General features: G+C 60.0%; 21 protein-coding genes and 1 pseudogene. 8 read left to right on the forward strand and 14 right to left on the reverse strand.

Going from position 1 to position 22,002, the window contains the following annotated elements; translation table 11 throughout:
• The 3 genes from H8F27_RS16850 to H8F27_RS16860 all read right to left on the reverse strand — a co-directional run bounded on the left by H8F27_RS16850 (window position 1) and on the right by H8F27_RS16860 (window position 2,420).
• Window positions 1–462, reverse strand: coding sequence for a hypothetical protein (locus tag H8F27_RS16850; RefSeq protein ID WP_197149699.1), 462 nt, complete (start codon window positions 460–462; stop codon window positions 1–3).
• Between the two features lie 120 nt (window positions 463–582).
• Entirely contained in the window at window positions 583–1,161 is a 579-nt protein-coding gene (locus H8F27_RS17850) for a hypothetical protein (RefSeq protein ID WP_231596397.1), read from the reverse strand.
• Window positions 1,162–1,745: 584 nt separating this feature from the next.
• Complete coding sequence (locus tag H8F27_RS16860) at window positions 1,746–2,420, reverse strand: hypothetical protein (protein WP_197149701.1); 675 nt, start codon at window positions 2,418–2,420, stop codon at window positions 1,746–1,748.
• Window positions 2,421–2,859: 439 nt separating this feature from the next.
• Between H8F27_RS16860 and H8F27_RS16865 the strand changes: the two genes are divergently transcribed.
• The 3 genes from H8F27_RS16865 to H8F27_RS16875 all read left to right on the forward strand — a co-directional run bounded on the left by H8F27_RS16865 (window position 2,860) and on the right by H8F27_RS16875 (window position 7,329).
• On the forward strand, window positions 2,860–3,993 hold the full coding sequence (locus H8F27_RS16865) for a tyrosine-type recombinase/integrase (protein ID WP_197149702.1): 1,134 nt from the start codon (window positions 2,860–2,862) through the stop codon (window positions 3,991–3,993).
• Between the two features lie 629 nt (window positions 3,994–4,622).
• Entirely contained in the window at window positions 4,623–4,859 is a 237-nt protein-coding gene (locus H8F27_RS16870; protein ID WP_197149704.1) for a hypothetical protein, read from the forward strand.
• 58 nt (window positions 4,860–4,917) lie between these two features.
• Window positions 4,918–7,329 (forward strand): DUF3987 domain-containing protein, encoded by a 2,412-nt coding sequence (locus H8F27_RS16875; RefSeq protein ID WP_197149710.1) that lies wholly within the window; start codon window positions 4,918–4,920, stop codon window positions 7,327–7,329.
• A gap of 511 nt (window positions 7,330–7,840) precedes the next feature.
• On the opposite strand, the gene H8F27_RS16880 is transcribed toward H8F27_RS16875, so the two are convergent.
• On the reverse strand, window positions 7,841–8,617 hold the full coding sequence (locus H8F27_RS16880; RefSeq protein ID WP_197149711.1) for a hypothetical protein: 777 nt from the start codon (window positions 8,615–8,617) through the stop codon (window positions 7,841–7,843).
• Window positions 8,618–9,439: 822 nt separating this feature from the next.
• Between H8F27_RS16880 and H8F27_RS16885 the strand changes: the two genes are divergently transcribed.
• Genes H8F27_RS16885 through H8F27_RS16895 form a run of 3 tightly spaced genes read left to right on the forward strand, consistent with a single transcriptional unit; the run spans window position 9,440 to window position 10,334 of the window.
• On the forward strand, window positions 9,440–9,718 hold the full coding sequence (locus H8F27_RS16885; RefSeq protein ID WP_197149712.1) for a galactose oxidase: 279 nt from the start codon (window positions 9,440–9,442) through the stop codon (window positions 9,716–9,718).
• A gap of 11 nt (window positions 9,719–9,729) precedes the next feature.
• Window positions 9,730–10,014, forward strand: a complete 285-nt coding sequence (locus H8F27_RS16890; RefSeq protein ID WP_197149713.1) for a DUF1651 domain-containing protein — start codon at window positions 9,730–9,732, stop codon at window positions 10,012–10,014.
• Entirely contained in the window at window positions 10,011–10,334 is a 324-nt protein-coding gene (locus tag H8F27_RS16895; RefSeq protein ID WP_197149714.1) for a cupin domain-containing protein, read from the forward strand. Before H8F27_RS16890 ends, H8F27_RS16895 begins: the two co-directional genes overlap by 4 nt.
• Before the next feature lie 108 nt (window positions 10,335–10,442).
• Here H8F27_RS16895 and H8F27_RS17855 read toward each other — a convergent pair whose 3' ends face one another.
• On the reverse strand, window positions 10,443–10,751 hold the full coding sequence (locus H8F27_RS17855) for a Nif11-like leader peptide family natural product precursor (RefSeq protein ID WP_231596398.1): 309 nt from the start codon (window positions 10,749–10,751) through the stop codon (window positions 10,443–10,445).
• Between the two features lie 21 nt (window positions 10,752–10,772).
• On the opposite strand from H8F27_RS17855, the gene H8F27_RS16905 reads away from it, so the two are divergent.
• Both H8F27_RS16905 and H8F27_RS16910 read left to right on the forward strand, forming a co-directional pair.
• Window positions 10,773–10,961 (forward strand): hypothetical protein, encoded by a 189-nt coding sequence (locus H8F27_RS16905; RefSeq protein WP_197149716.1) that lies wholly within the window; start codon window positions 10,773–10,775, stop codon window positions 10,959–10,961.
• Between the two features lie 468 nt (window positions 10,962–11,429).
• Window positions 11,430–11,660: pseudogene (locus tag H8F27_RS16910) on the forward strand (photosystem II q(b) protein); the annotation flags it as partial.
• A gap of 70 nt (window positions 11,661–11,730) precedes the next feature.
• Here H8F27_RS16910 and H8F27_RS16915 read toward each other — a convergent pair.
• The 9 genes from H8F27_RS16915 to H8F27_RS16955 all read right to left on the reverse strand — a co-directional run bounded on the left by H8F27_RS16915 (window position 11,731) and on the right by H8F27_RS16955 (window position 21,558).
• The gene (locus H8F27_RS16915) at window positions 11,731–11,940 is read right to left on the reverse strand and encodes a hypothetical protein (protein ID WP_197149718.1); all 210 of its coding nucleotides are present in this window, start codon (window positions 11,938–11,940) and stop codon (window positions 11,731–11,733) included.
• 259 nt (window positions 11,941–12,199) lie between these two features.
• A complete protein-coding gene (locus tag H8F27_RS16920; RefSeq protein WP_197149719.1) occupies window positions 12,200–12,415 on the reverse strand; it encodes a hypothetical protein in 216 nt (71 codons plus the stop codon).
• Between the two features lie 404 nt (window positions 12,416–12,819).
• A complete protein-coding gene (locus tag H8F27_RS16925) occupies window positions 12,820–14,130 on the reverse strand; it encodes a TIGR02710 family CRISPR-associated CARF protein (RefSeq protein WP_197149721.1) in 1,311 nt (436 codons plus the stop codon).
• A complete protein-coding gene (locus H8F27_RS16930; RefSeq protein ID WP_197149723.1) occupies window positions 14,127–15,455 on the reverse strand; it encodes a TIGR02710 family CRISPR-associated CARF protein in 1,329 nt (442 codons plus the stop codon). Before H8F27_RS16930 ends, H8F27_RS16925 begins: the two co-directional genes overlap by 4 nt.
• Before the next feature lie 7 nt (window positions 15,456–15,462).
• On the reverse strand, window positions 15,463–17,412 hold the full coding sequence (locus H8F27_RS16935) for a hypothetical protein (RefSeq protein WP_197149725.1): 1,950 nt from the start codon (window positions 17,410–17,412) through the stop codon (window positions 15,463–15,465).
• A 167-nt stretch (window positions 17,413–17,579) separates the two neighbouring features.
• A complete protein-coding gene (locus tag H8F27_RS16940) occupies window positions 17,580–17,996 on the reverse strand; it encodes a hypothetical protein (RefSeq protein ID WP_197149727.1) in 417 nt (138 codons plus the stop codon).
• On the reverse strand, window positions 17,996–18,826 hold the full coding sequence (locus H8F27_RS16945) for an RAMP superfamily CRISPR-associated protein (RefSeq protein ID WP_197149729.1): 831 nt from the start codon (window positions 18,824–18,826) through the stop codon (window positions 17,996–17,998). Before H8F27_RS16945 ends, H8F27_RS16940 begins: the two co-directional genes overlap by 1 nt.
• Before the next feature lie 63 nt (window positions 18,827–18,889).
• Window positions 18,890–19,969 (reverse strand): hypothetical protein, encoded by a 1,080-nt coding sequence (locus H8F27_RS16950; protein WP_197149731.1) that lies wholly within the window; start codon window positions 19,967–19,969, stop codon window positions 18,890–18,892.
• Window positions 19,966–21,558, reverse strand: coding sequence for a type III-B CRISPR-associated protein Cas10/Cmr2 (locus tag H8F27_RS16955; RefSeq protein WP_197149733.1), 1,593 nt, complete (start codon window positions 21,556–21,558; stop codon window positions 19,966–19,968). The genes H8F27_RS16950 and H8F27_RS16955 overlap by 4 nt, the downstream gene beginning before the upstream one ends.
• Between the last annotated feature and the right edge of the window lie 444 nt (window positions 21,559–22,002).

Consider the following 22,002-nt stretch of genomic DNA (forward strand, 5'->3'; position numbering starts at 1 on the left):
TTACAGGTAAGGCTCGCAAGACACCAAAAAGCCGCTGACATGGTCGGACCATTGGGCTAGCGCCAGCAGCTCGCGGGGCTCCCGGACAAACCCCTTCTGGGAGAGGGCCGTGAGCTCGGCCAGGTTGTCGTGGGTGACCAGGGGCTTCTTCTGTTTGGCGGTTTCGCAAGCATCGACAAACTCCTGCCCCTGCTCGGCCAGGCATTGGGCATAGGCCTCCTCAAAGCTCACACCTTGCTCCTGTAGCCGCACGAAGACATCGAGCTCAGTCGGGAGGTGCTCCAGCCATAGGGGAAGGTTGCATACCGGCCCGATCGTGACCGCTCCGCTGTTCAGGTGCATCAGCACCACGGTGGCCTCCAAGTTCCAGCTGGGCTGGGCGAGCAGCTGGCCGGCGGCAAGAACAAAGGACTCGCGATAGTCCTCGACCAGGGCCTGGTGAATCCGGGAGAGGTCAGCCATGGCTCTGGGTTGCACAACAAAGCTCGGTGACGAAGCCCCGAGCCCTTAACAGATCCCTGAAGCCCTCCTGCAGCGACAGCATTTCGATCTGAGGCCGGAGAAAATACTGCGCGGCGACAACTAGGTACGCGGGCGCGTACATAGTTGACACCGAGCAAGAATACCGCCACCGGCCTGCCGGGCGACGTAGTTCAAGGCCATGTCACGCAGCTGGTGCTGGGCCCGTGCATCGACCCCACCCAGGCGCTCGAGCAAATTCACCGTGCGATCGGCAAGGGCAATCAAATCCCCTCCACCCAACTGCCCGGCCTGCGGCTGCTGGCCCAACCCCAGCTTCTCCTTCAGATAAGCGTTGATGCCCACTCGGCAGAGTGCCAATAGCACCCCCCTGGCTGTTTTGGACGGAGTCGAGGCATGGATGCCGTAGTGCTCGAGGATGAACGGGGCAGCATCCTCAGGAATCCCACCCGTCTCACCCCACCTCGAGACGGCCTCGGGGCTAAACCCTTGCAACACAAGCGATCTGGCGCATGGAAGGGCATTCTCGGCCTCAGCAGATTTGAGACTGCGAGTGAGAGCGCTTTGGTCCACCCCCGCCATTGCGGCCATGGCGCGGATGGTGATGCGGAAGGTGCCATCCGGCTGGATTTTGAACTGTGACCGGTCGAACTCGAAGTTCTCCCCTAAGCATGTTGCCAACTGCTTCAGAAAAAAAAGGGGGGGGGGGGGGGGGGCTCGCAGAGGAGCCGCTGAGTCACCAGGCAGAGCAGCTGGCATTGCCGGAGGAGGTCGCGGCCGGGGAAACCAAAAACTCCGGTGGCAGGTACCAAAGAGATTTCCCACCACCACATCCTGGGCCTCGTACCTGGAGAGGTCGGGGCACCCAGTCATCTCAACTCAGCCTTTCACGTCCGCGGGGTAAAACACTTGTGCCACAAAGGATCTGGGGCATGGAAGAGCATTCACGTCCGCAGCAGGTTAGAGACTGCGCTCGGGGCGCTAGCTGTCTCACCCAACGTCGAGACGTCAACGGGGCTAAACCTCTGCAGCAGAAGCGATCTGGCGCATGGGAGAGCATTCTCGTCAACGGCTGAACTGAGACTGCGGCGGCATCGGGGCAAAACCCATGTAGTGCAACGGATCTTGTGCCTGTAAGGGGCAATCTCGGCCTCGGCTAATTTGAGACTGCGAGCAAGGCGCCACCAGTCTCACCCAAGCCGATTACGTGAACGGGGTCAAGCCCCTTGGCCGGTTGGGGCCCTACCCCTGAACAGCCGGCCGACTCAGCGCTTCATAGCCAGGGCGTAGCGCGGCGCCACCGTGGTGACACCCAATCGCCGGCGCTGCTGGCCGTCATCCAGCTGCACTACCAACCCATCGGTGGGCAACTCGATCCACAGCTGGCCCTGCAGCCATAAGCGGTGGTGGCGTGCCAGCTGTGGGGCGCGACAAAGCAGGTATGGGGGGATGGGCAGACCCCAGCGATCCAGCGCCAACAGCTGGGTGGCGTGATCGGCCGCACTCTGCATCACCTCAAACGCCAGGAAGGCCAGGCCCTTACCACTGGGCACCTTGCGGCGCAGGGCGGCAGCGGGTGTGCTCTGGCGTCCATCGAGGCCGTACAGCTCACCACGGATCTGCACACTTATCGGTGCCTTGAGCCTGGACGGCACGGTGGCAACCAGGGGCAGCAGGTGCATCGCGTCCGCGCCGCTGCGTGTCCACGCGGCCGTGAGCAGGCCCTGGCGGTACTCCAGCGCAATGGCGCACCCGTCGAGCTTCGGGGTCACCGAGAAGCGGCCAGCAGCGGCCGCACCAAGACCCGCAAGCCACTCGCTCAATTCCTGTTTGTCCAGGCTCAGCAGCTTGCTGCCCCCGCCGGGTGCATGGAGCTCAGGCGCATCGGGACTAACTCGCTGCAGCTCGACCACCAGCGCATCGAACTCGGCATCGGTCATCACGGCCTGGCCGGCCCTGTAGGCGCCGTCTGCGCTGCGTATGGCTTGGCGGAGGGATTGGCTTGGGTGCCTTTTGGGTGCCCTGGTTTCAGCCAATCCCTGAAAAGTCAATCGGGGCGACAGGATTCGAACCTGCGACCTAGTGCTCCCAAAGCGACAGAAACCTATGCGCACTGGTCAGCTCCCTTCTGCTCTAAAACGCGCTCTACTGCTCTAACTCTTGTCATATCAGCACTTCTTGGGCTTCAATCTCAAGGTTGGAATGATCCGCGGTGCTCTCCTCTGCTCCGCCCTGTCCAACCCCTGTCCAACCGCTGTCCAACCGGTGACCAACCGCTCCCATGCTTCAACCACCTGGGAACAGCGGGTGAGGGCGCATCTCCGCCAGCACCTTCCGTCGCGTTGCAACATCGGCCCCGACAAGACCGGCCGTGCACGAGTGCAACAGCGATTTGCGCAGGCTGATGGATCTATCAGCAGCGCTTCTGTCGCCTTGCCCTACAGCTGGTCAGAGGGTTACGAGCACGATCTGATTCAGCGAATACGCGTTATCGCGAATTTCATGGTTCAGGGGGAGGATCTGCGTGCAGCAGCAAACCTCGCTAATGGAGCAAGTAGTGATGTCTCCCGCCACAACTGGACGGCCATCGCTGAGGCGTTTGAGAAACACAAGCGAGAGCACGGCGCGGGCATTAACTCCAACACCTGGGCTAGTAAGTACGCTCCAGTGGTGACGCGAATGATCGAGCTGATGTCGGGGCAAGGGGCGCCGATGAACGGGCCGAACCTTCTCGAAGCAGCAGTCCGTCAATGGGACCTAGGCAGCAGGAGTCGGCAAATCGCTACTCAAAACGGCGCCGCCTTCCTCAGGTACGCGGTTGAGCGCCATGGGGTGAGCTCACGCACTTGGGAGCCACCGCACAGCTTGGCAAACGTCGTCGGGCGACGCGCCCCTACTCGCGAACAGTTCGCCCTCAGCAACGCCCAAGTAATCCGATTGGTAGAGGGCCTCCAGGTGATCGGCAGCGAGGAGGCATCGCGTTGGGCTTTTGCGGTCCAACTTTGCGCGGAATATGGACTACGCCCAACGGAGCTGTTCCACCTTCGGTTCAAGGGTGAACAGCTCTGGTGCATGTATTGCAAGAAGTCAGGAGGGGGCACTACAAAGCCGCGACGACTGCTTGCAGCTCCCCTGCTGGATATGGGCGGGGCACCAACGGATTGGCGACTGGAGCAGCGACTTCAAGCTGGTGAGCCCCTACCGCAGGTTGTTGACCCAAGTCTGGCCGGCGACCGTATGGGCCGCTTCCTAAGACGTCAGGCGATCTGGCAGGAGCTGAGCGCCGAAGCGCAGCAGCTTGGGGAGGAACTGGTGCCCTATTCCCTGCGTCACCGCTACTCCGCCACCTGTCATCGCAACAACGTTCCACCAAAGTTCATCGCTGAAGCAATGGGCCATAGCTTGGAGACCCATCTGCGCCGGTACGCACGGTTCGTAAGTCACGGAGCGGCGGCCGCAGCCTTTAATGCGGCATTTGGTGGGGTAATAACCGAAGGAGAGCTCAAGAAGTGACCTAGATGCTCTAGGATGCTCCAATAAGGCGACTTCCTCTAGTCGCCCTAAACCTGCACTGGTGAATGGAAGTTCTCCACGTGGGTCAGCCACTGATAATTCGCCGCGATACGGAGCTTGCACCGCGATGCAAGCCGGCCTTCCAGCCGAGCAAACACCCCAATAGGCACTGAGAGCGATCAATCCAACTGCAGACCTTATGTCTGGCAGAGAATCCCTCAGCTTCTATGTCCACTATCACAGAATGGCTTACCTCCACCGAGATCGCTCGGCGGTTCAGGTTCAGCCGAAATCGTTTGATTGAGCTACGCCACAACGGTGTTCTCGAGCCAGGCGTTCACTACATCACCCAAGGTCGTCGAACCGTTTGGGATCCCACTGCCACTGAGCAGGCGCTTCGCGGGTATTCCCGGTTGCGCCATGAAGCACAGCAAGGCGAGACCTACGGGGAGCTGTCAAAGTGACCGTCAATTTTCGATTGGGAATAGGGCCACAAGCTTGGTCTAATCACAACCAATTGCTACTTCGGGCTGAGGCGCTGGCCGTCTTGCTCGATGAGGTAGCCGAGCAGCTGAACCAAATGCGCGCATTGGTTCGCAAGGGCCTCGATAAAGAGGAGGGCTGAAGTGATGCAGAAAAAAATCGAAGACCCCATCGCGTCAATGGGGAGAAATCCACACGATCATTCGCAAACACAGACCATGAGCTCCAGCACTGAACTGTCCAAGCTTGTCCGTTCTCTACCCGTTGGGCCGGCGTATGCGCTTAGCCAAAGCGGGATGGGTTACGAAATCCTGTGGGGTATGCAGGGGGAGATTGCTGGAGCTTATCCGGGTTCACTTGATGATCTCAACTGGGGCAAATGAACTCGGCTGGGGAGATATTGATTCAGTCTGCTGACAGCTACTCACACGGAAGCAGGGCTTGGGCCTAGAGAACTTCAGCCCTGCTTCCGCCCTTCACAAACAATTTCCCAAGAGGAAGCCGCTCATGAACCAACAAATTTTACCCCCCAATGAGGGGGCTCGATCTGCTGAAGAGATTTATGCTGCCATTGAGAAGCTCCAGCAGCTTGGGGACATTGAAAATTGGATCGACCAGCGCGCCGAAGCAGAACAGCTAGCGAAGGAGTGGGAAAAACTCCCGATTATATTACCTGAGGATAATCTGCCGCCAGAGCTCAATCCTATCGGGATATTCGATCCTCGCGGGGTGTGGCTTTGGGATCAGGTTTACCCACATCGCAAGGTGCAGACTTGGCCATGGGTTGAGAGGCATACGATACCAAAATCGCTGATAGTAAACGTAAATGAGTGGGTCATCAAAGTCACTAATATTTTGATAGAAGGATGGCAGCAATTCGACCGCTTCCAGTTCGGGTACGTCGAAGCTGCCAAAAGAAAAGACATTGACGGCGATCTAGCATCAGAAGGCAACTCCCTATGGGGAGATTACATTTGCCTCGATCCTTTAATTCATAGAAGTCGTTATTGGGAGGTACGCTTTCTTTGGGCTGAATTGGAGAGTCACATCGATCCTGATGGAGCCTTCCACAACGACAGGGTAAAAAAACGGAACATTAGGAGATCCAACGAGCTACGCAAGAAGGGGGACCACTACCACGCAGACCTCTGGTTGCTACCTAAAGACCAGTGGGTACGTCCCAAAAAATGCAGCAAAGAAGAATGGGCAAAAATAATAAGACCCTACAACCGTAGAAACTATGACGAATCTTTACAAGAGTTTCTTGATAGAATTGAGCTTATCCGCGTAGGGTTAAGTGCGTCTGGTTACGCTAGCACAACAGAGGCTCTGAAAGCTTACCAAAACGATCCGCACACCAAGATTCGCGCGAAGGTTGAGGTGGGCGCAAGTGCGACGGAAATCCAGGAGCTGATCAATCAGCAGGCTAGTGGATATAACCAAACTGGTTTGGCGAAGTTCGCAGACCAGTGCCGTCTTGAGCTCGAGCGTCGCCAGGACCTCCTCAATGCTCTGGAAGATCTTCTTCTTCGTGGAGCACCACCTGCAATCAATCTTGCGGATTACGTACCAGCAAATTGGTTGCCAATGTTTCGGATACTCCGGAAAGGCCTAAAGTTCAGTGATGAAGCAATCGTGATGACAGTGATGGCTGGGGTGGCCGCAATGTTGCCACCTTGTGTCCGCATCAGAGGGTGGTCGATGGTGGAAATTACAATCGTGTGGTTATTTCATATCGGGACCAGCGGAACCGCCAAATCGGTCCTGTTAAGCATGCTGATCAACAAGCCGATGGCCAAGCCAATGGCTATGATAGACAGCTGGAATGATCGAGAAAAGGAGCGCCGACAAACTGCTAGTGAGGCTGGAGATGAATTGCCTCAGTACCGCAAGAGGAACCTAATTTATACTGCTCCAACTACTCAGGGGATTCGGGCAGATCTTGCAGAGCACGGTGAAGAAGTGCCAGGGCTTTTAGTTCGGGATGAGTTAAGCGGATGGTTGAAGCAGATGGCCAAGGAAGACGGTGCCAGTGTTGGCGACGTCGAGTTCTGGCTATCGAGCTATGACGGCGCTTATTCAAACGACGTGTTCGCCGACGCCAAGAAATCACGCGAGGTGCGTAATGGGAAACTTGCAGTGATTGGTGGGATCCAGCCTAAGGTGTTCCTAGAGCAATTGGAAGCAGGGAATGCCAATGGCTTCAACAGCAGGCCGCTGTTTGTTCACTTGCCCCGCCATAAGCGTGAATTGATACAGCCGGATGAGCAGAGTGAAAGACTGACTGATCAGCTTGGTGAATTGTACCTGGCGGCACTAGAAGATAGCAATCCTCTCTATGTCCTGTCGGGCGAAGCTGAGGAGACTTTCCTGGCTCTGTTCAATCAGTTAGAGGAGCTATCGCTCCAGGCGAACAGCGAAGAGGTGGAGGCGTTGTGGGCAAAGGGACCAGGTCAGGTGCTCAGAGTGGCAGCAGCTGTGCACTTCATCCGAGTGGCGACCGGCCAGGAAGATTTAGTTGAACGCGGACTCGTGAACAAGGCCACGGTGGTCTGCAGCCGATCGCTCCAGCTGGCTGCCAATTTGGTGATGGCTGGTAAGACAAGGGCGGTTGAACTACATGAACGGGCCGCCAACCCAATGCTGGACAGGGCTGATCGGATGATGGAGATCGCGAGAAAACTTCAAGGGAAGGCTGGAGGGAAAGGGGTTACGCTCTCGAGTCTCCGAAAGGGGTGGCCATCCCGCAGCCGTCCGACATTGGAGGAGCTGAAGCAGATTGCAACGATGCTGCAAAGCCGCGGGTTGGTTCAACTGCTCGATGGCGGCAAGGAACTCAGGGTGGTGCGGTGACGCTGTCCCCCCCTTGTCCACTCTCGGACCACCCGGTTGTCCACCTCATAATCCCCCCTTACATACCTGTGAGGGACTGGATTCTTAGGTACAGAGGTGGTCAAAGAGACACCCCCCCCTCTGCTCTCCTTCTTCCATCGACCTGGAGCGATCAAGCAGGCTGGCACGCGCACCACACTGCTATACACCGATTGGTCCACCTGATTCGCTTAGATGCACTGGAGTGACAAAGATGTTGGGTGGTCACCAGGCGGGAGATGTTGGTGGACAAAGGGTGGAAACCGGCAGCGAGTCCCAGGCCGACGCACTGGAGAGGATTGGCCACAGCCAGAAGACCGCACCTCAACACATACCGGACATCTCTTACCTGGTGCGTTGGCGATCCCACCAGCCTCGCCCCACGTCGAGACGTGATCGGGGCAAAACCCACGCACCAGAATGGATCTGGCGATTAGAGGTGCATTCTCGTGATCGCCTGAATTAGGCCCCTACCCCTGAAAAGGTGGCCGACTCAGCGCTTCATAGCCAGGGCGTAGCGCGGCGCCACCGTGGTGACACCCAATCGACGGCGCTGCTGGCCGTCATCCAGCTGCACTACCAGCCCATCGGTGGGCAATTCGCTCCACAATTGGCCCTGCAGCCATGAGCGGTGGTGGTGGGCCAGCTGTGGGGCGCCACAAAGCAGGTATGGGGGGATGGGCAGACCCCAGCGCTCCAGCGCCAACAGCTGGGTGGCGTGATCGGCCGCACTCTGCATCACCTCAAATGCAGCAAACACCAGGCCCTCACCGCTGGGCACCTTGCGGCGCAGGGAGGCAGCGGGTGTGCTCTGGCGTCCATCGAGGCCGTACAGCTCACCACGGATCTGCACACTTATCGGTGCGTTGAGCGTGGGCGGCACGGTGTCAACCAGGGGCAACAGGTGCATGGCATCCGCGCCGCTGCGTGTCCACGCGGCCGTGAGCAGGCCAAGGCGGTACTCCAGCGCAATGGCGCACCCGTCGAGCTTGGGGGTCACCGAGAAGCGGCCAGCAGCGGCCGTACCAAGACCCGCCAGCCACTCGCTCAATTCCTGTTTGTCCAGGCTCAGCATCTTGCTACCACCGCCGGGAGTAAGCAGCTCAGGTGCACTGGGGTCGAGCTGCTGCAGCTCTGCCACCAGCCCGTCAAATTCAACGTCGCTGAGGTACGCCTGGCCCGCCCGGTAGGCGGCATCGGCAGCGCGTAGGGCGGTGCGGAGGCGGAGGGACCCCTGGGCCCTGGAGCGGCCGAGAACTTCAGCCTGCATTGCCCAACTCCTCAATAGCCATTTGGGCTACCCCCACCAGCACTGACCACTGCAGAGGGCTCCATGGCGGTGGGCCCCAGCAGTCAACATCGAGGTAGCGGTTACAGCTAGACGCCACATCACCCCACCAGTCCATAGCAGGAGCCGCGCTGGGCATCGGGGTAGCGCTATTGACCTGCCTCCTCAGCAATCGTCTCACCGTGTCCGCCAGTCCGTCGAGTTCAAGGCAGCGTGCACCGGATGGGCTGGGGCGCTCAAAAGCACTCAACGATCCATTCTTGAGCAGCCTGTAGAGCGTGCTGCGGCTCCGAAAGCCAAGCGCTATCGATGCTTCTGTGATGCTCACTTCCATTGGGTACTCCTGATAAGAAATGAGGGGGGCTCCTGGCGCAGGGGAGGCGGGTAGGACTTTCTATACCCATACTAGCCGATTTGAGTGGACATCCCAAAACATCTACCCTGTACCTGGCCTGCAGGTGCGGTTCTAATTACCTCGCATGCTATACACCCAGGAAGGACCCATTAAGCAAATGAACCATAATTTGGCGGCTAAATTGAGGGGGAATTAGTTAGGTCGACTGCTATAAGTGCAGCCTGTTTCGACTCAGTACTAAGGGCCTATTGCAGTGGTGCGTCCTCTGTTAATTGGCAGGTGCGAAATGGTCGGCGTGTTTCCGATAAGAGCCAGCCTGAGGTGACCGGCCCAGTCGCCCCGCAAGGCCACCCATCAAGGGCACCCATCAAGGGGTGGCGGCCAGAGCAGAGCCCCTGGCGCCAAGTTCCATACCGTGCTAGTACAGGAGTACGCATGAAACAGTCGCCATGGTGCCGCTCCTCCTCTCCCGCTTAGAGCCCTCCCGCAAGGAGGAGATCGAAGACTGGCCCTGGCTTGATAAGGCGGTGCTCCGCCCCAGCCGCAGCCGCCAGGTCTGCATGACCTGCCACTTCTTCCGCCACCACCCAGGGCCCGAGTACATACCGCTGCTCACCTGCCACCTGCATCACGGCCTGATCACCCACGGCGAGCACCTCACCAACCGTTGCCAGGGCTGGACCGAGGACATGGTGAGGCAACGGGGTTGGGCGCCAGAGGTGGCCTAAGCCGGGCACCCATGCACTTAGGTAACCGGCATCGCCCGCCGCTCTCACCCCAGGAGGCCTGGCTGAGCGATGGCCGACAGGTGCTGCACTTCCGGCCGACCCGCTGGGACCGTTGGTGTCAGCAATTGGAGGTCACGGTCGGTGAGCTGTTGCCGGATCAACCGGTGCCGCTGCTCAAGCGGCGGCTGGAGCTCAGCCGCGAGGAGGCCCTCAAGCTCTGGAGCGAAAGGCGCAAAGAGGGTTGGCAGCCCACAAAGGCACAGTGGCGACCGCCCCAGGCACCAGCTAAGGAGTGAGCACACTCACCGCCGCCCTTGGCCGCCGCATTAGGCGCCACGGCCATCCGGGCGGCGAGGAAATCCTGGTGCCCGAAGGGGTGTTACACGACGAGGTTGGCAGCTATCGAGCCGGCAGCTGGCTGTGCAACCCGCCCGACAGCGTGCACCGGCCACCTGCCGGCAACACAAGGGGCAAATGGATCGGCTGCTTAAGCAACAATCAGGTTAGGGATGCAAGGCAGTTTCTGAATTGCTTATCGCCGCAATGGCGTAAAACACTCATTGTCGCATCGCTAATGACATCGGGCCAACACGCTGCCACGAACACCAACGTTTAGGGTTGGATTGGTTGAATCTCGTGTGATCGTTCCGTGATCAGCCCCGCTTCTGGTTACAGTGTGCCAGCTTATTCGCCCTCCTCATGGCTCACGATTGTTGGTGCTAAACTATTTGTTAGCAAACACCCATGCCTTGGCAATCGCCACAACAGCATCAGCATCCGCTGCTGCCTTGACCTGCTCCTGAAGACCCTCATTAGCATTGAGAGCTTCCACAAAGGCATTGACATCCTTTGCAGCATCAGCATCCGCTGCTGCCTTGATCTGCTTCATACAACCCTCATCAGTCATGACATATATCACATAGTCTCTGATTTGCTCTAAAAAATCAGGATCCGCTGCTGCCTTGATCTGCTCCTGAAGACCCTCATCAGCCTTGAGAGCTTCCACCAAGGCTTTGAATTTCTCTTCTGACATCGCCTGAGTTGTGAAGTGTGGATGCCCCCATTATCGCCCATTAACCAGCGCCTCTCACAACTTCCTCGCCAAGCCACTCCCATAGCCACCAAGCTCCAGCACCTCTCCCAATCCTCCTTCGCCCGACCCGCCGAGCAGGTCACCCCAGGGCTCATCGGCTGCCTGCTGGTGAAGCACCAACCCGATGGCGAGCCACTGCGGCTGGCGTGATCGTGGAAACTGCCCGGTGTCAACTACGTAGGCGTCCGCCTACCTAATTGTCGCCGCGCAGTGGAAACGGCGTATTCCCAGGAGGGCCGCCACACGCGGCTACCTCTACTGCTATGCGCTTGTGGACCCTGCCGGGCTAGATCATGGCCACCCCGCTAAAGGGGAGATCAAATGGGTAAATACTTGGCAAAGCCGCCCTACGCACCCCCGCCACGAGAGCCTGACTTTCCACCACCAGCTCGGCCACCACGGCCAGACAGCCGAGGCACGGCTAGCGCCTATTGCGCCGCGAATCCAGTGGATGTGAGCAGCTTGCGTCAAGATTGACCAGCACAACACTTGTTACGGCGAGGTGCCAGGTGTTGGATCAGGCGCCGGCTGAGGTAGAGATAGCGCTGGTGCCTTGATGGAGCTTGATGCGCTTCCTTAGCTTGCGGCTGAAGCCGAAGGCAGCAGCAAGGCCAAGGATGGGGAGAGGGCCTGGGCGTGAGCACGATGGCCTTCAACCTGAACGGTTTCAACTTCAACCAGTCGATCCTCGACGGCCAAGGCCGTGTGGTGAACACCTGGGCAGACGTGCTGAACCGCGCTGGTCTGGGTATGGAAGTGATGCACGAGCGCAATGCTCACAACTTCCCGCTTGACCTGGCTGCTGCTACTGCCACCCCCGTGGCGCTGAGCGCCCCGGCAATCGGCTAAGGCCAACAACCTCGGCTGAGCTTGACGCCTTAACGGAATCCCCCCAAGCCCCCTCTTGCGAGGGGTTTTTTTATGGGTTGATGGTTAACGGCGCACGACTCCGGCGGGGGCTTCCCGCAAGGAAGTTATGCGCCTGCCGGATGCAGTCGGCGCTCTTCTGAGCCAACCTCAATCGCAGCAGCCAACCCGGCAGCTGATCGCGCCACTGCTCCAGTGCCAGCACTGCCAGCAGCAGCACCAGCAGGGGAATGGCAATAGCCAGTACGAGTTCGCAGAGCATCGGTCTCCCTCCTTTGCTTGAACCGTATCCAGCCCCCAGGACCGCGACAGCCATCACCTTGAGACCGTCCATGTGTACGCATTAGGAGTGGTTCATGGGCGTCCCCCTTCCTCGGCCAGCGGCCCTGGTCACCCGGCTTGAGATCCCAGTTGAAGAGTGGTCGGTCCTATCTCGATGAGGACGTACTGTCCACTTGGCATTTGGCTTCAATGAAGTTGGCCGGCGACACCAAAACTGAGCCACCCCACCTCCAGAAGCCCTATTCGCACTGGAGTGGCGTGATCGGAAAGGAAGCGCCCACCCCTCTCGCCTCGGGAGGGCTGGCAGCGACGGCAGCTAGGTGCTGCACATCCAGCCGCAGCACTACGACTGCTGGAGCCAGGCGCTGGAGGTGACGCTGGGGGAGCTGATCCCTGGGGAACAGGCCATCAAGCTCTGGAGCCAGATGCGGCAGCATGGTTGACAGGCTGTCCATCTCAGTAGACCCGACCACGGCCCCCCCCCCCCCCCCCCGGGCTTAAGTGAATCCGCCGTTACCGGATCGGCCCGCCAGCATGGGAATACTCGTGTTCACCCCTTGCTTCTGAATCCCTTCTGACCATGCAGCACTCCAAAGGTTTTGGCCTTGAGGGGCAACTGTGCTGCTTCCGTTCACCCTGCTGATCAAGGCCAGGGTACAGATAGAGGTCGGTTCGGCCTTGGGGATTTTCCACTTGCTGCTCCCGGCATTGGTGTTGCTCGCCGTCAGCGGCAGCGTGAGGTATCGATCGCTGTTGCGCGGGATTGCTGCAGTAGGGGTTCTGCGTGTGGCCAATCCAGCAGGCGAGAGCGGATCAAGCTGATCGCTCAGCTCCCTCATTAAGCAATCTGAAGCGGTAACTAGGGCAGAAGTTCGGCAATTGAAGAAGGCAGCTGCGCTAGTGGTGAAAACTTTGTCTGCTGGATTGTGTCGTCAATCGCTTGTTGCAGAAATGGCACCAGGGTGCCTGCAAGAATCCTCCAATCACTATAGCTGATTGGGCTAAAACCATGGGCAAAAAGGCTATGGTTTCGAGTCTTGAGACTGTCCTGAATGCGGGAGCGTTGTTGCCGCCAGTGCAAGCCGACGGGATGTTGCAGATCAGCGAGAAGATCGTAGGCATTGCTCAGCGCCAGCTTGAGTTTATCGCTATCTGCACTGGCCTGTTTCTTGCTCCGGTAGACCTCTTGAATGTGCTCGGGAAGCTTCTTAATATCCACATCTGCCGTGTCAATATCTGCTGTTTTCTTGAGCAGAATTTGTGCTGTTAGCTCCATGGCCCGATATAAGCGACCAACCGCGTCGTCGTAGCGATCCTGGGCGGCACGGCGTTCGGCATTGCGCAACAGGTCTTCCACAGCTTCTAGGTTGTGACCTGGCATGTAAGACCACTTTTCAATCTCGGCAACCGTGTCAAGTATTCGCCTGGAGCCGACCACGCGCTTGAGTGGAAATAACAGGCGTTGATCCAGGCTGCGATCACCCATTCGCTCAAGCACCTCCAAGGCCCTGCGATGGTCAAAACGGTCCCAGGCATCGGCCACCACCAGGAGGTCTTCTAGCCGTCGTAGCTGGAGACTTGATTCCATGTCCTGGGAGGGCAGCTGTAAAATCCGACGAACAGCCTGGCGGGCTGCTTCGTAATCAAAACGCTTGAGCAAAGATGGAAGATCCTGCTCGAATAGCCGGCGAGATTGGATCACAGCTGTGCTGACCAGGACTGGTACGCTGTAGCCCGATTCATGTGCCATCTGGCTTGAACGGTCTGTGATGGTCACACTCAGCTGAGCAATACCATCATCGATTGCTGCCATTGCCAGTCCAGTGGTCATGGTTTTGGTGCCTCCGGTGTAATCGACAGTGATGTTGCAGCCAGGGTGCTGAATGCGCACCGCGGAAATTAATTCGCAAGCACGGATGTAGACACGGTCCAATTTGTCGAGTTCATTGATGACATCATCGCTCTGCTTGCGGTGAAGCCTCTGCTGCAAGACGACAACATCCGCTGCTTCCTGGTAATCAGGTAGTGGAACCCTGTCAAGTACTGCTGAAACGTTTTCCCTGCTCAATTCTGAGCAAAAGAAGATTACTCGATCTGGGCGCAGGCTATTGATGCAGTTCACTATCGGCTCCGGACTGTTGCCTAAGCTGACGATCAGAATGTGGGTCATCGTGAGACAGAGAGAAAGTGCTGAGCAGCAGGCAACTCCAGCAGGGTGATGCCCGGAAGCTGTTGAGGAAGGGGGCCCTGCTGGCAGCCCGCCTCATGGAGGGTGATTGTCACCAAATTGTTGACACGCTCCTGCAGGCTTTGCCACTCGGACTGTTGCACCGGCCGCAAGCCGTGGCCCAGGAGGGATTGATTGCGCGCATTCAGCAGCTCTCGCAGTTCATACCACTGCTTTCCAGCTGACCCCCCCAGTCCCTGATCGCCTTCCGTTTGTCTGAGCCACCAATAGAGCCCTCCCACACCTCTACGAATCGACCAGTTACGGCAATCCCGACGAATCTGGTCATCATCCCAGAAGCTGCGGTGATCAAACTCCTTCTCCAGCTGGATATAGGTCTGAGCTAATAACTCCAGAGCTCGATAGAGGCGTGCAACGGCATCATCACACCAACCACGACTGCCGCGTCGTGCGGCGTTGAGGAGGAGATCCTGAATCAGCTCATAGCCCGTCACTCCTTGCTGAGGTTTGCCATCCTCTAGCCATTGGCGAGCCTTCGCTACCCGCTGCCACCAGGCGATCAACTCCGGGCAGTGGCTGCTGAGCTGGCAGTGAGCAGAACGATCAAGCGCCGTTTGCCAACGGAATTGATCCCACAGCATCAACACCTCCAGGCAGGATTCCAGCTCTGTGATCGCCTCCAGATCGGTGTCATCAAAACTGTCTTGGTGGAGGACGCGCAACTCGCGCAGCACCAATCCGGCACGGTCGTAAAAGTGACCCTGAAGCAGGTGGGGCAGTTGATCCTTCAGCAGGCGGTTGAGGCGCAGCACCCCAGCAGGCATGGTGCGGGTGCCTGCACTGCGCTCGATGCGCACCAGGTTTGAGCGCTCTCCCTGCACCAGGCTCAAGGCTGCCCCTTGATCCACAAGGGCCATCGCCAGCGCAGCACTCATCGATTTGGTACCCCCGCTGTAATCACCGATCAGCTCCAGATTGCTGAAGCGGGCCACAAGGCTGCGGCAGAAGGTCTGGAGCTGTTGATATATCGCAGTCAGGTCATCCGGGTCTGGCAGGACAACGATCTGCAGGTCGGGCCGGAAACCCTGCAGGCCAAGCTGTACCACCAGATTGGGTCTGCTTTCCTGTAGGTCATCGACGCCTTGATGGAGGCAGGGGCTGCCTATCCCGATCACCTGCTCCAGGCCGGGCGCCTGGCAGGGTGGGCCGCTGCAGATGAAGATCAGTTCGTCCGGTTGGTGGGCGCGATAAGCCTGAAGAATCGGCTCGGGGCTGCCGCCCACTGTGACCAGGAGCACGCGGGTCATGCTTGGCTCAGAAGGTCACCGGCCGGAAGCCGGCTTCCGCGCCGTTGCCTTCCTCCATCTGCTTGATGAAGGCAGCTGATTCACGCTGCTCAGGGAACAGCACAAGCGATTCAAGGAAGGGCCCGGGATGTACGGCAATCGACACAGCTCCCTGCGGAACTGGCGGCAGTTGCCTGGATGCCCCTGGGCGGGCCATCGCTGTCGGCCGGGCCATTGCGGAGGGACGTGTGAATGGATTGGCCGCTGGCCTGGCCATGGGTGATGCCTGGTGAGCATTAGCTGGTGCAGAGCCTGAGCCCTGTCCATCCAGCAGGGGCAGGAGGCGGTTCCAGAGGCGCCCAACCTGGTTCACCTTGCCACCCAGGGCAGTGCCTTTGAGATCCCTGTGAAACCAGAGAATGGCTTCAGCGTTATCTGGGTCACTGGCCCGACGGGCCCAGATCCGCATGGTCTGGGGATGAAGCACTTCCCGCCAGCGGGCCGGACCGCCAGAGCGAACACCGGTGGCCTCCAGCCATCGGCGTGACAGATCACGGGCATGCTGCAGCAGTTGCGTCAGATCAGCGGAGGACTGCACATGAACCCAAGTGGGCAGTTGTTCAGGAGCTGACCATTGCCAGTGGCAACCGATTGGCGTTTTGCCGTATGAGCTGTAGAAGATGCTGTGATCTGGCCGCCTCCAGCCTTTCCCAAATCCACCCAGGCTCATGGTGAGGCCGTGCAGGGCTGCAAGCAGATCCGTCAGCAGCGTTTCGCTTTCGTTATTACGAAAGCGTCGCATCAGGCGCCACTGCAGGCGCCCAGTGGTGGCGTAGGTCGGCTGCTGCCAGCTCCCCCTTCCGTAGGAGCCAAGTTCAGTGTTGGCATCGGTGTAGGCGGTAGCGAGCAGGCCCACGTTCTGCCCTTCCTCCCGGCTGAGTGAGCCGAACAGGCGCCCCACCACCTGACGTGCGGTGACGTCATCGCAGAGCCCACCAAAGAGACGCAGGGCCATGCCACGGATGGCCGCACGAAACATTGTGGGGCGAAATTCGGCGGTGCCATCGAGCAACTTGGCGGCAGGCCCCTGGCCAGCCAGCTCGCATTGAAAAAGCAGATCACCGCTGATTGTGCCGCTGCTGCCGTAGCCCACACAAGTGCGCCCGCCGATGCCCTGCTGTAGGGCTGTGCGCAGCGTGGCTACAATGTCCTGCCATTCGGCTTCTGAAATAGCGGGATCAGTGCAGCTGATTGTGCCGCTGCTGCCGTAGCCCACACAAGTGCGCCCGCCGATGCCCTGCTGTAGGGCTGTGCGCAGCGTGGCTACAATGTCCTGCCATTCGGCTTCTGAAATAGCGGGATCAGTGCAGCTGAGCGCGATCTGAAGCTTGGGTCTGTGGAGACTGACCACGCCAAAGGCTGAATGGCTTTCGTGGCCGTTGTTGAAGCCCAGCTGCCAATTCTGTTGCGGGTGAGCCACATCGAGCAGGCCACCCATCCAGCCTGCGTCGACAGGCCAGGCGCCATGAAAGCGCAGGATTCCTGGACTCAGCTCCCCCGGGGCACATGGGCTGCCGCACCAGCGCTCAAGTTGCGCTGAAGGGCAGGCGCGGCGGAACAACCCCTTGATTCCGCTGCCAGGAATAAGAGGCCAGCCACCGGCCCCAATCACAGGGCGGATCACTCCTTCATCAACACCGCTGTTACTGATCAGTCTCCAGTCGATCTGGGCTTCTGTGATGTGAAGGCCTGCAGTTGTGAAGGGCGACGTTCGATCAACGCGCTCCACCCACTGATCAATCCACTCCTGAATCGGGGCACGCCAGCCAGGTGGTGCGTCCTTGGGTTTGTTGATGTACTGCCGCTGGCAGCGCCCCGGCAACTGGGCCCGGTACTCCATCGGTACACGAGCAGCATCGCCCGCAGCCACCGGCTGAATCACTGCAACCTGATCAGCCTTGGAAATGGAATCCAGCAACGGTGTTGCCGGGCGGCCCCCCGATAGGGGGGGCGAGGTTACAGGGCCTGCAACAGCTGCTGCAGCACGAGAACTAGGGGGTGGCTGCACCTGGCTTGGCGGCTTAGGTTTTTGGTTCGGGCCACCCGCACCGCCTGGAAATCTGGGTCTCTTGCCTTTCCTGCCCATCAGTTGTCTCCGGTTACACCGGCCTTAAGCCGCTGGGTCCACCACACAACGGCATCACACAAGGCTCTGAGTACCGCCAGAGCCACCTGCTGCTCCTGAGGTTTGAGGCTCCAGATCTGTGCAGCCACGCCCTGAATCGTCGCTTCCGCGTCTGAGCTGGACAGCAGCGTGGCCGGTAGTGTCACGCCTCCCTGCTTGAGGGTGCCCACGAGCGCCTTCCAGACATCGCCCACAAATGCAGCCTTCTCGGGTTCTTTATCTTTGAGCCGCAGATGTTCACCCCAGAAGCGCTCTAGGCCATAGGCACAACTGGCGCGCATCTTGTGCGACTGATTGAGGCTGCCGGGATCGCGATGACGCGCCTTGAGCACGATTTCCTGGGCCAGGTGATCCAGGTTGTAGGGATGCCAACCCATCAGCCCGCCTCTTGGGTAGAGGGGGAGGCGAGGGTGACGTCACAACGTCCGAAACCCACACTCTCCAGGCCGCCGAAATAGAGCTCTTGACTGTCGGTGCTGCCGAATGGCTTCCAGTCAGCAGCACCTTCAGGTTTAATCGCCAAGGGGAACACCAGCACACTGCCCTCTGGCAATGCCTCCACGTTGAAGAAGGCACCGCCATCGACCTTCTTCTCGGTGTCGGCAAGTTTCACCCGGCTTTGCCGATACAGGGCCATGTCGTGAATCAGGCCGATGTCAGCGTCATCCACCACTACCAGCCGATCCGCTGGGATTTCGTCCTCCAAGGTGGCCGGGATCAGTTCAGCGAGCCCATCCACGGGAGTTACTTCCATGAAGCCGAGATTGAAGAACAGGGTTATCCCCTTGTCCCCCTGTCGGCCGCGAAGATTGGGGCTGCAGCTGTAAGGCGTGGGGATCCGGCGGGTGAGGGTGGCATCCACGATTGACGCGTAACGACGCAGCAAGCGGGGGCAGCTCACCCACACCACCGGCTGGCCGGGGCAGAACACCGGCAGCCACACCAGCGAGGCGTATTCGAATTTCACCCTGGCTTCGCTGATCTCGCTGCTGCCAGCGGCACTGCCATACCAGTCCTCACAGGAGCTGTTGTCCTGGCGGCGCATCTCTGCTCGAAACCGCCCACGGATCGAGCTGCCTGGGATGATCCCGGTGCGGCTGAAGGCGTCGCGGAAAATCAGGTTGAGGTTGCCTGCCTCTTCGCCAGCGGAGGCGCCGACATGCAGGGGGGCGAGGGTGCGGATCAAGCCGTATCGGCGTTTGTACATCGTGGAAGCAGGAGCGGAAGATCGGCGGGTGGTGGCAGGCCTGGGAGAACTGCTTGGTGACGCTCAGCCGGGGGGTGGAGCCTTGAGCGGCAGGGCCAGGGCGGTGCCCAGCTGGCGGAAGCTGAAGCCCTCCCTCGGGAACCAGCTTTCGGGCCAGACCGCCCATGGCGGCAGCGGCTCTCCGGTTACCAAGTAGCAGGTGCCAGCGGGCACGGCCCAGCGGCCACGCGAGAGGCGCCGGCGGCCCGGCTGCGTGCCATCAGCCCGGGTCGTGCCAGCACCGAGGCGATGGCGCCAGGGCCTTGGCTTGTCGGTGAGAATCCCCGGGGGCTGGCCGTTCCGGTGCCAGGGATGCACGCCCTGCCTTGAGGTGGTGTCGAGCGGTTCGCGCAGCGACAGCTTCGGCCCGCCCCACAGGCCAGGGGTGATCAGCGCGAAGGGAGGCGTGAGCGGCAGTTGCAGCAAGCGAAGTAGCTCCGACGGCAGGGGGCTGCTTCGCAGCTCCACGAGGTGGCCTTCTCCTCCGAAGCGGTAGAGGCCATCGGGCACCTGGTGGCTGCTCAGGTAAGCGAGGCAGGCCCCAGCCTTCAGGGCGATCCCGTATTCCAGAAACAGGGCCCCATCGCCGTCGCTGACGCGTTCGTCGTCGCGTAGACGCGGATGCAGGTGCGGTAGCGCTTGCCAGGGGTTCTCGTGGATCGGCACCGCCACGTCTTCTATCAACCGGGGCCAGTGAGCCAGGGCAACCCAGCCACCGGTGGGGGCCTTGCGCGGAGGATCCTCACCATCACGGGGGGACCAGCCCGCCGGGCTCAACGCACCATCACCCTCCCGCCAGGCCAGGCGCCGGCGGCTCTGGCGCTTCTGCTCGGCATCCCGCTCCTGCAAAAGGGTTAACGGCGCAGGCAACATCAGCTGATCGCTTGTAGAATCGAACCAGAACGGCCCAGCGGTGAAAAGTTCGCGCAGACTGCCGGACTCCAGCTGGCCGGCGAGCAGGCCAGCGAGCGCCGGTGAATCGGGTGGGAAGTGTTCGGCGGCACGGCCGGTGAGGGCCTGGGGCGAAAGCATCCGGCCGCTTGAGCCGTAGAGCAGGCCGAGGGGCTCCAGCAAGATCAGATGCTGGAAGGGAATGGCTGTCATGCGCTGACCTCCTGAAGCTTGCCGCCCTTGCTTTTCTCCAGGCCGGCCATCACCCGGCCAAGATCCAGGAGCCATTGGTCGAGGGAGCGCTCGGGCTCAGGAGGCGCCGGCAGCTTCCAATCGGGGAAGTAGGCAAGCAGCAGCGTCTCAGCGATGGCAGTGGCTCCGGTGCTGCCGTCACCGATTGCGCGACGACCGCGCAGCCAGGCCAAATCGTCGGCCAGATGGCGCCAGCTTGGTGGCTTGCCATCTCGAGAGGTCTGCAACGTGCGGCCCTCCCGATCGCGGTAGTGTTCAAGGATCGGAGTGAGCCACTCCCACGGGCAGGTCCACTCCAGGTGGTTGCCACTGGCATAGAGAAGGCGCAGCGCAAAGCGGTTCTTGCCGCGGAACTTGGCGCTGGCTTCCGCATCGCGGGCATGTTGCAGTGCCTCCCGCTGGGGTACGGAGGAATCCGCCCACACCAGCCCCATCGACACCGTGAGAGCAGGCTGGCCGCAGCCTTGCCAGAGCTCCGGAAATATCCTCAGCCATTGCCACAGATCCGCTCGCACCAGATCTCCCATACCGGGACTGCTTTCGTGCAGGGCGCCGAACACATCGTCCCCACCTGCATAGACCACCATCGCCTTGTTATTCAGGAGTCGTGGCACCTTCTGGTAAAGACCGGCGGCCCATTGGCGCATCTGCCGGCTGAACGACTGCAGGGCCTGCTCTTCTCCCAGCCGTGTTCCGAGGCTCTGGAGATGGTCGCCGATGCCATCTCCGTCGGCCATGAACCAGATGATTGATTCAGGCTTGTCTTCCTCTGACCCGCGGGTACTGAGGAGAGCGAAACGCTCCGGGATCAGTTCGGTGACGTTCGGGGTGGGGTCGGCAGCGGTGGCGAAAGCACGAGTGGCCACATCGGCATAGGTGACCAACCGCTTCACCAGCTCGCTGAGCGACAGCTCCTCGTTCTCGCCAGCGAAGGCCTCGCCGAGCTTGTCTCGCAGAACCACGAGAAAGGCGCGGGTCTCTTCGCGGGCTGCGCCTGGATCGAGCTCGCGGGGGTCGAGCACCAGGCCCATTCCCGGGCGCACCACCGCTTCTGCCGAGGAGAGGGTGGAGCTCTCTCCGGTCCAGTTGGGAGCGCTCCAGTCGCGCTGCAGCTTGTTCACCGCCAGAGCGCGGCGGGCGTCCTGGATCGTGGCGCCCTCCCCATGGAACACCTCCCAACTGTGCTGACCGCAGGCCTTCCAGCTCGTTCCCCAGCTGCGTTCCCAATCGAGCGGCTCCAGGGCGGTACCCGCCAGGTTGCACTCCAGCCAGCTGCGGCATTCCTGGAGCAGCTGCTTCCAGGTGGCCAGCAAAGTGTCACGAGCATGGCCCTTGCGGTAGTCGCCCTTGATCACCAGCACGTTGGGCACGCCGCGGGAACTGCTCACCTCGGCTGGACTGATCACAGTGAGGCCGCGGCCCTGGGCGTCGTCCGCCAGGGCACGGGCGAGGTGAGAGAGGAGCAGGGAGCTGCCGTAGAGATCCCGCAATTTCCGCGACGCCTGGATGAACGATTGCACCGGCGCGAAGGTGACGGCTGTGTAGGTCATCTCCTATTGGTAGCGGCAAGAAGGCTTTTCTGGCCGCCGCTGACACGCTTCAAGAAATACTGGTGAACGTTGAAGCCCAGGCCTATGCAGGAACTGCATCGTTTCATGATGCATTGCTTTGGGGCGGACAAGCACGATCAGCTAGTGGGTTACGGAGTCACTGTGGGCGCTATGGCCCCTGCTGTCATCCTTTTCATGCGATTCACGGAAACGCACCAGAGTCATCGCGATGAGCGGCATCTGGGATCCCTGGTGGGCTGAGCACCATCAGGTCGCACCTGCTGTGAGCACTCGAATTGATGCGAGCCTGGGGCGACAGCGACCCACTTTTTGCAAAACAAGGCCAAAGTCCTGTTGTTCGCACAAGGCAACTGCTGTTGGACGGGCGATCCGCCCAAGATGCATAGGTTCCGCGCATGGAGCTCTGCCATAACACCGCGGAAA

The organism is Synechococcus sp. CBW1108, from assembly GCF_015840335.1.
Lineage (GTDB): Bacteria > Cyanobacteriota > Cyanobacteriia > PCC-6307 > Cyanobiaceae > Cyanobium_A.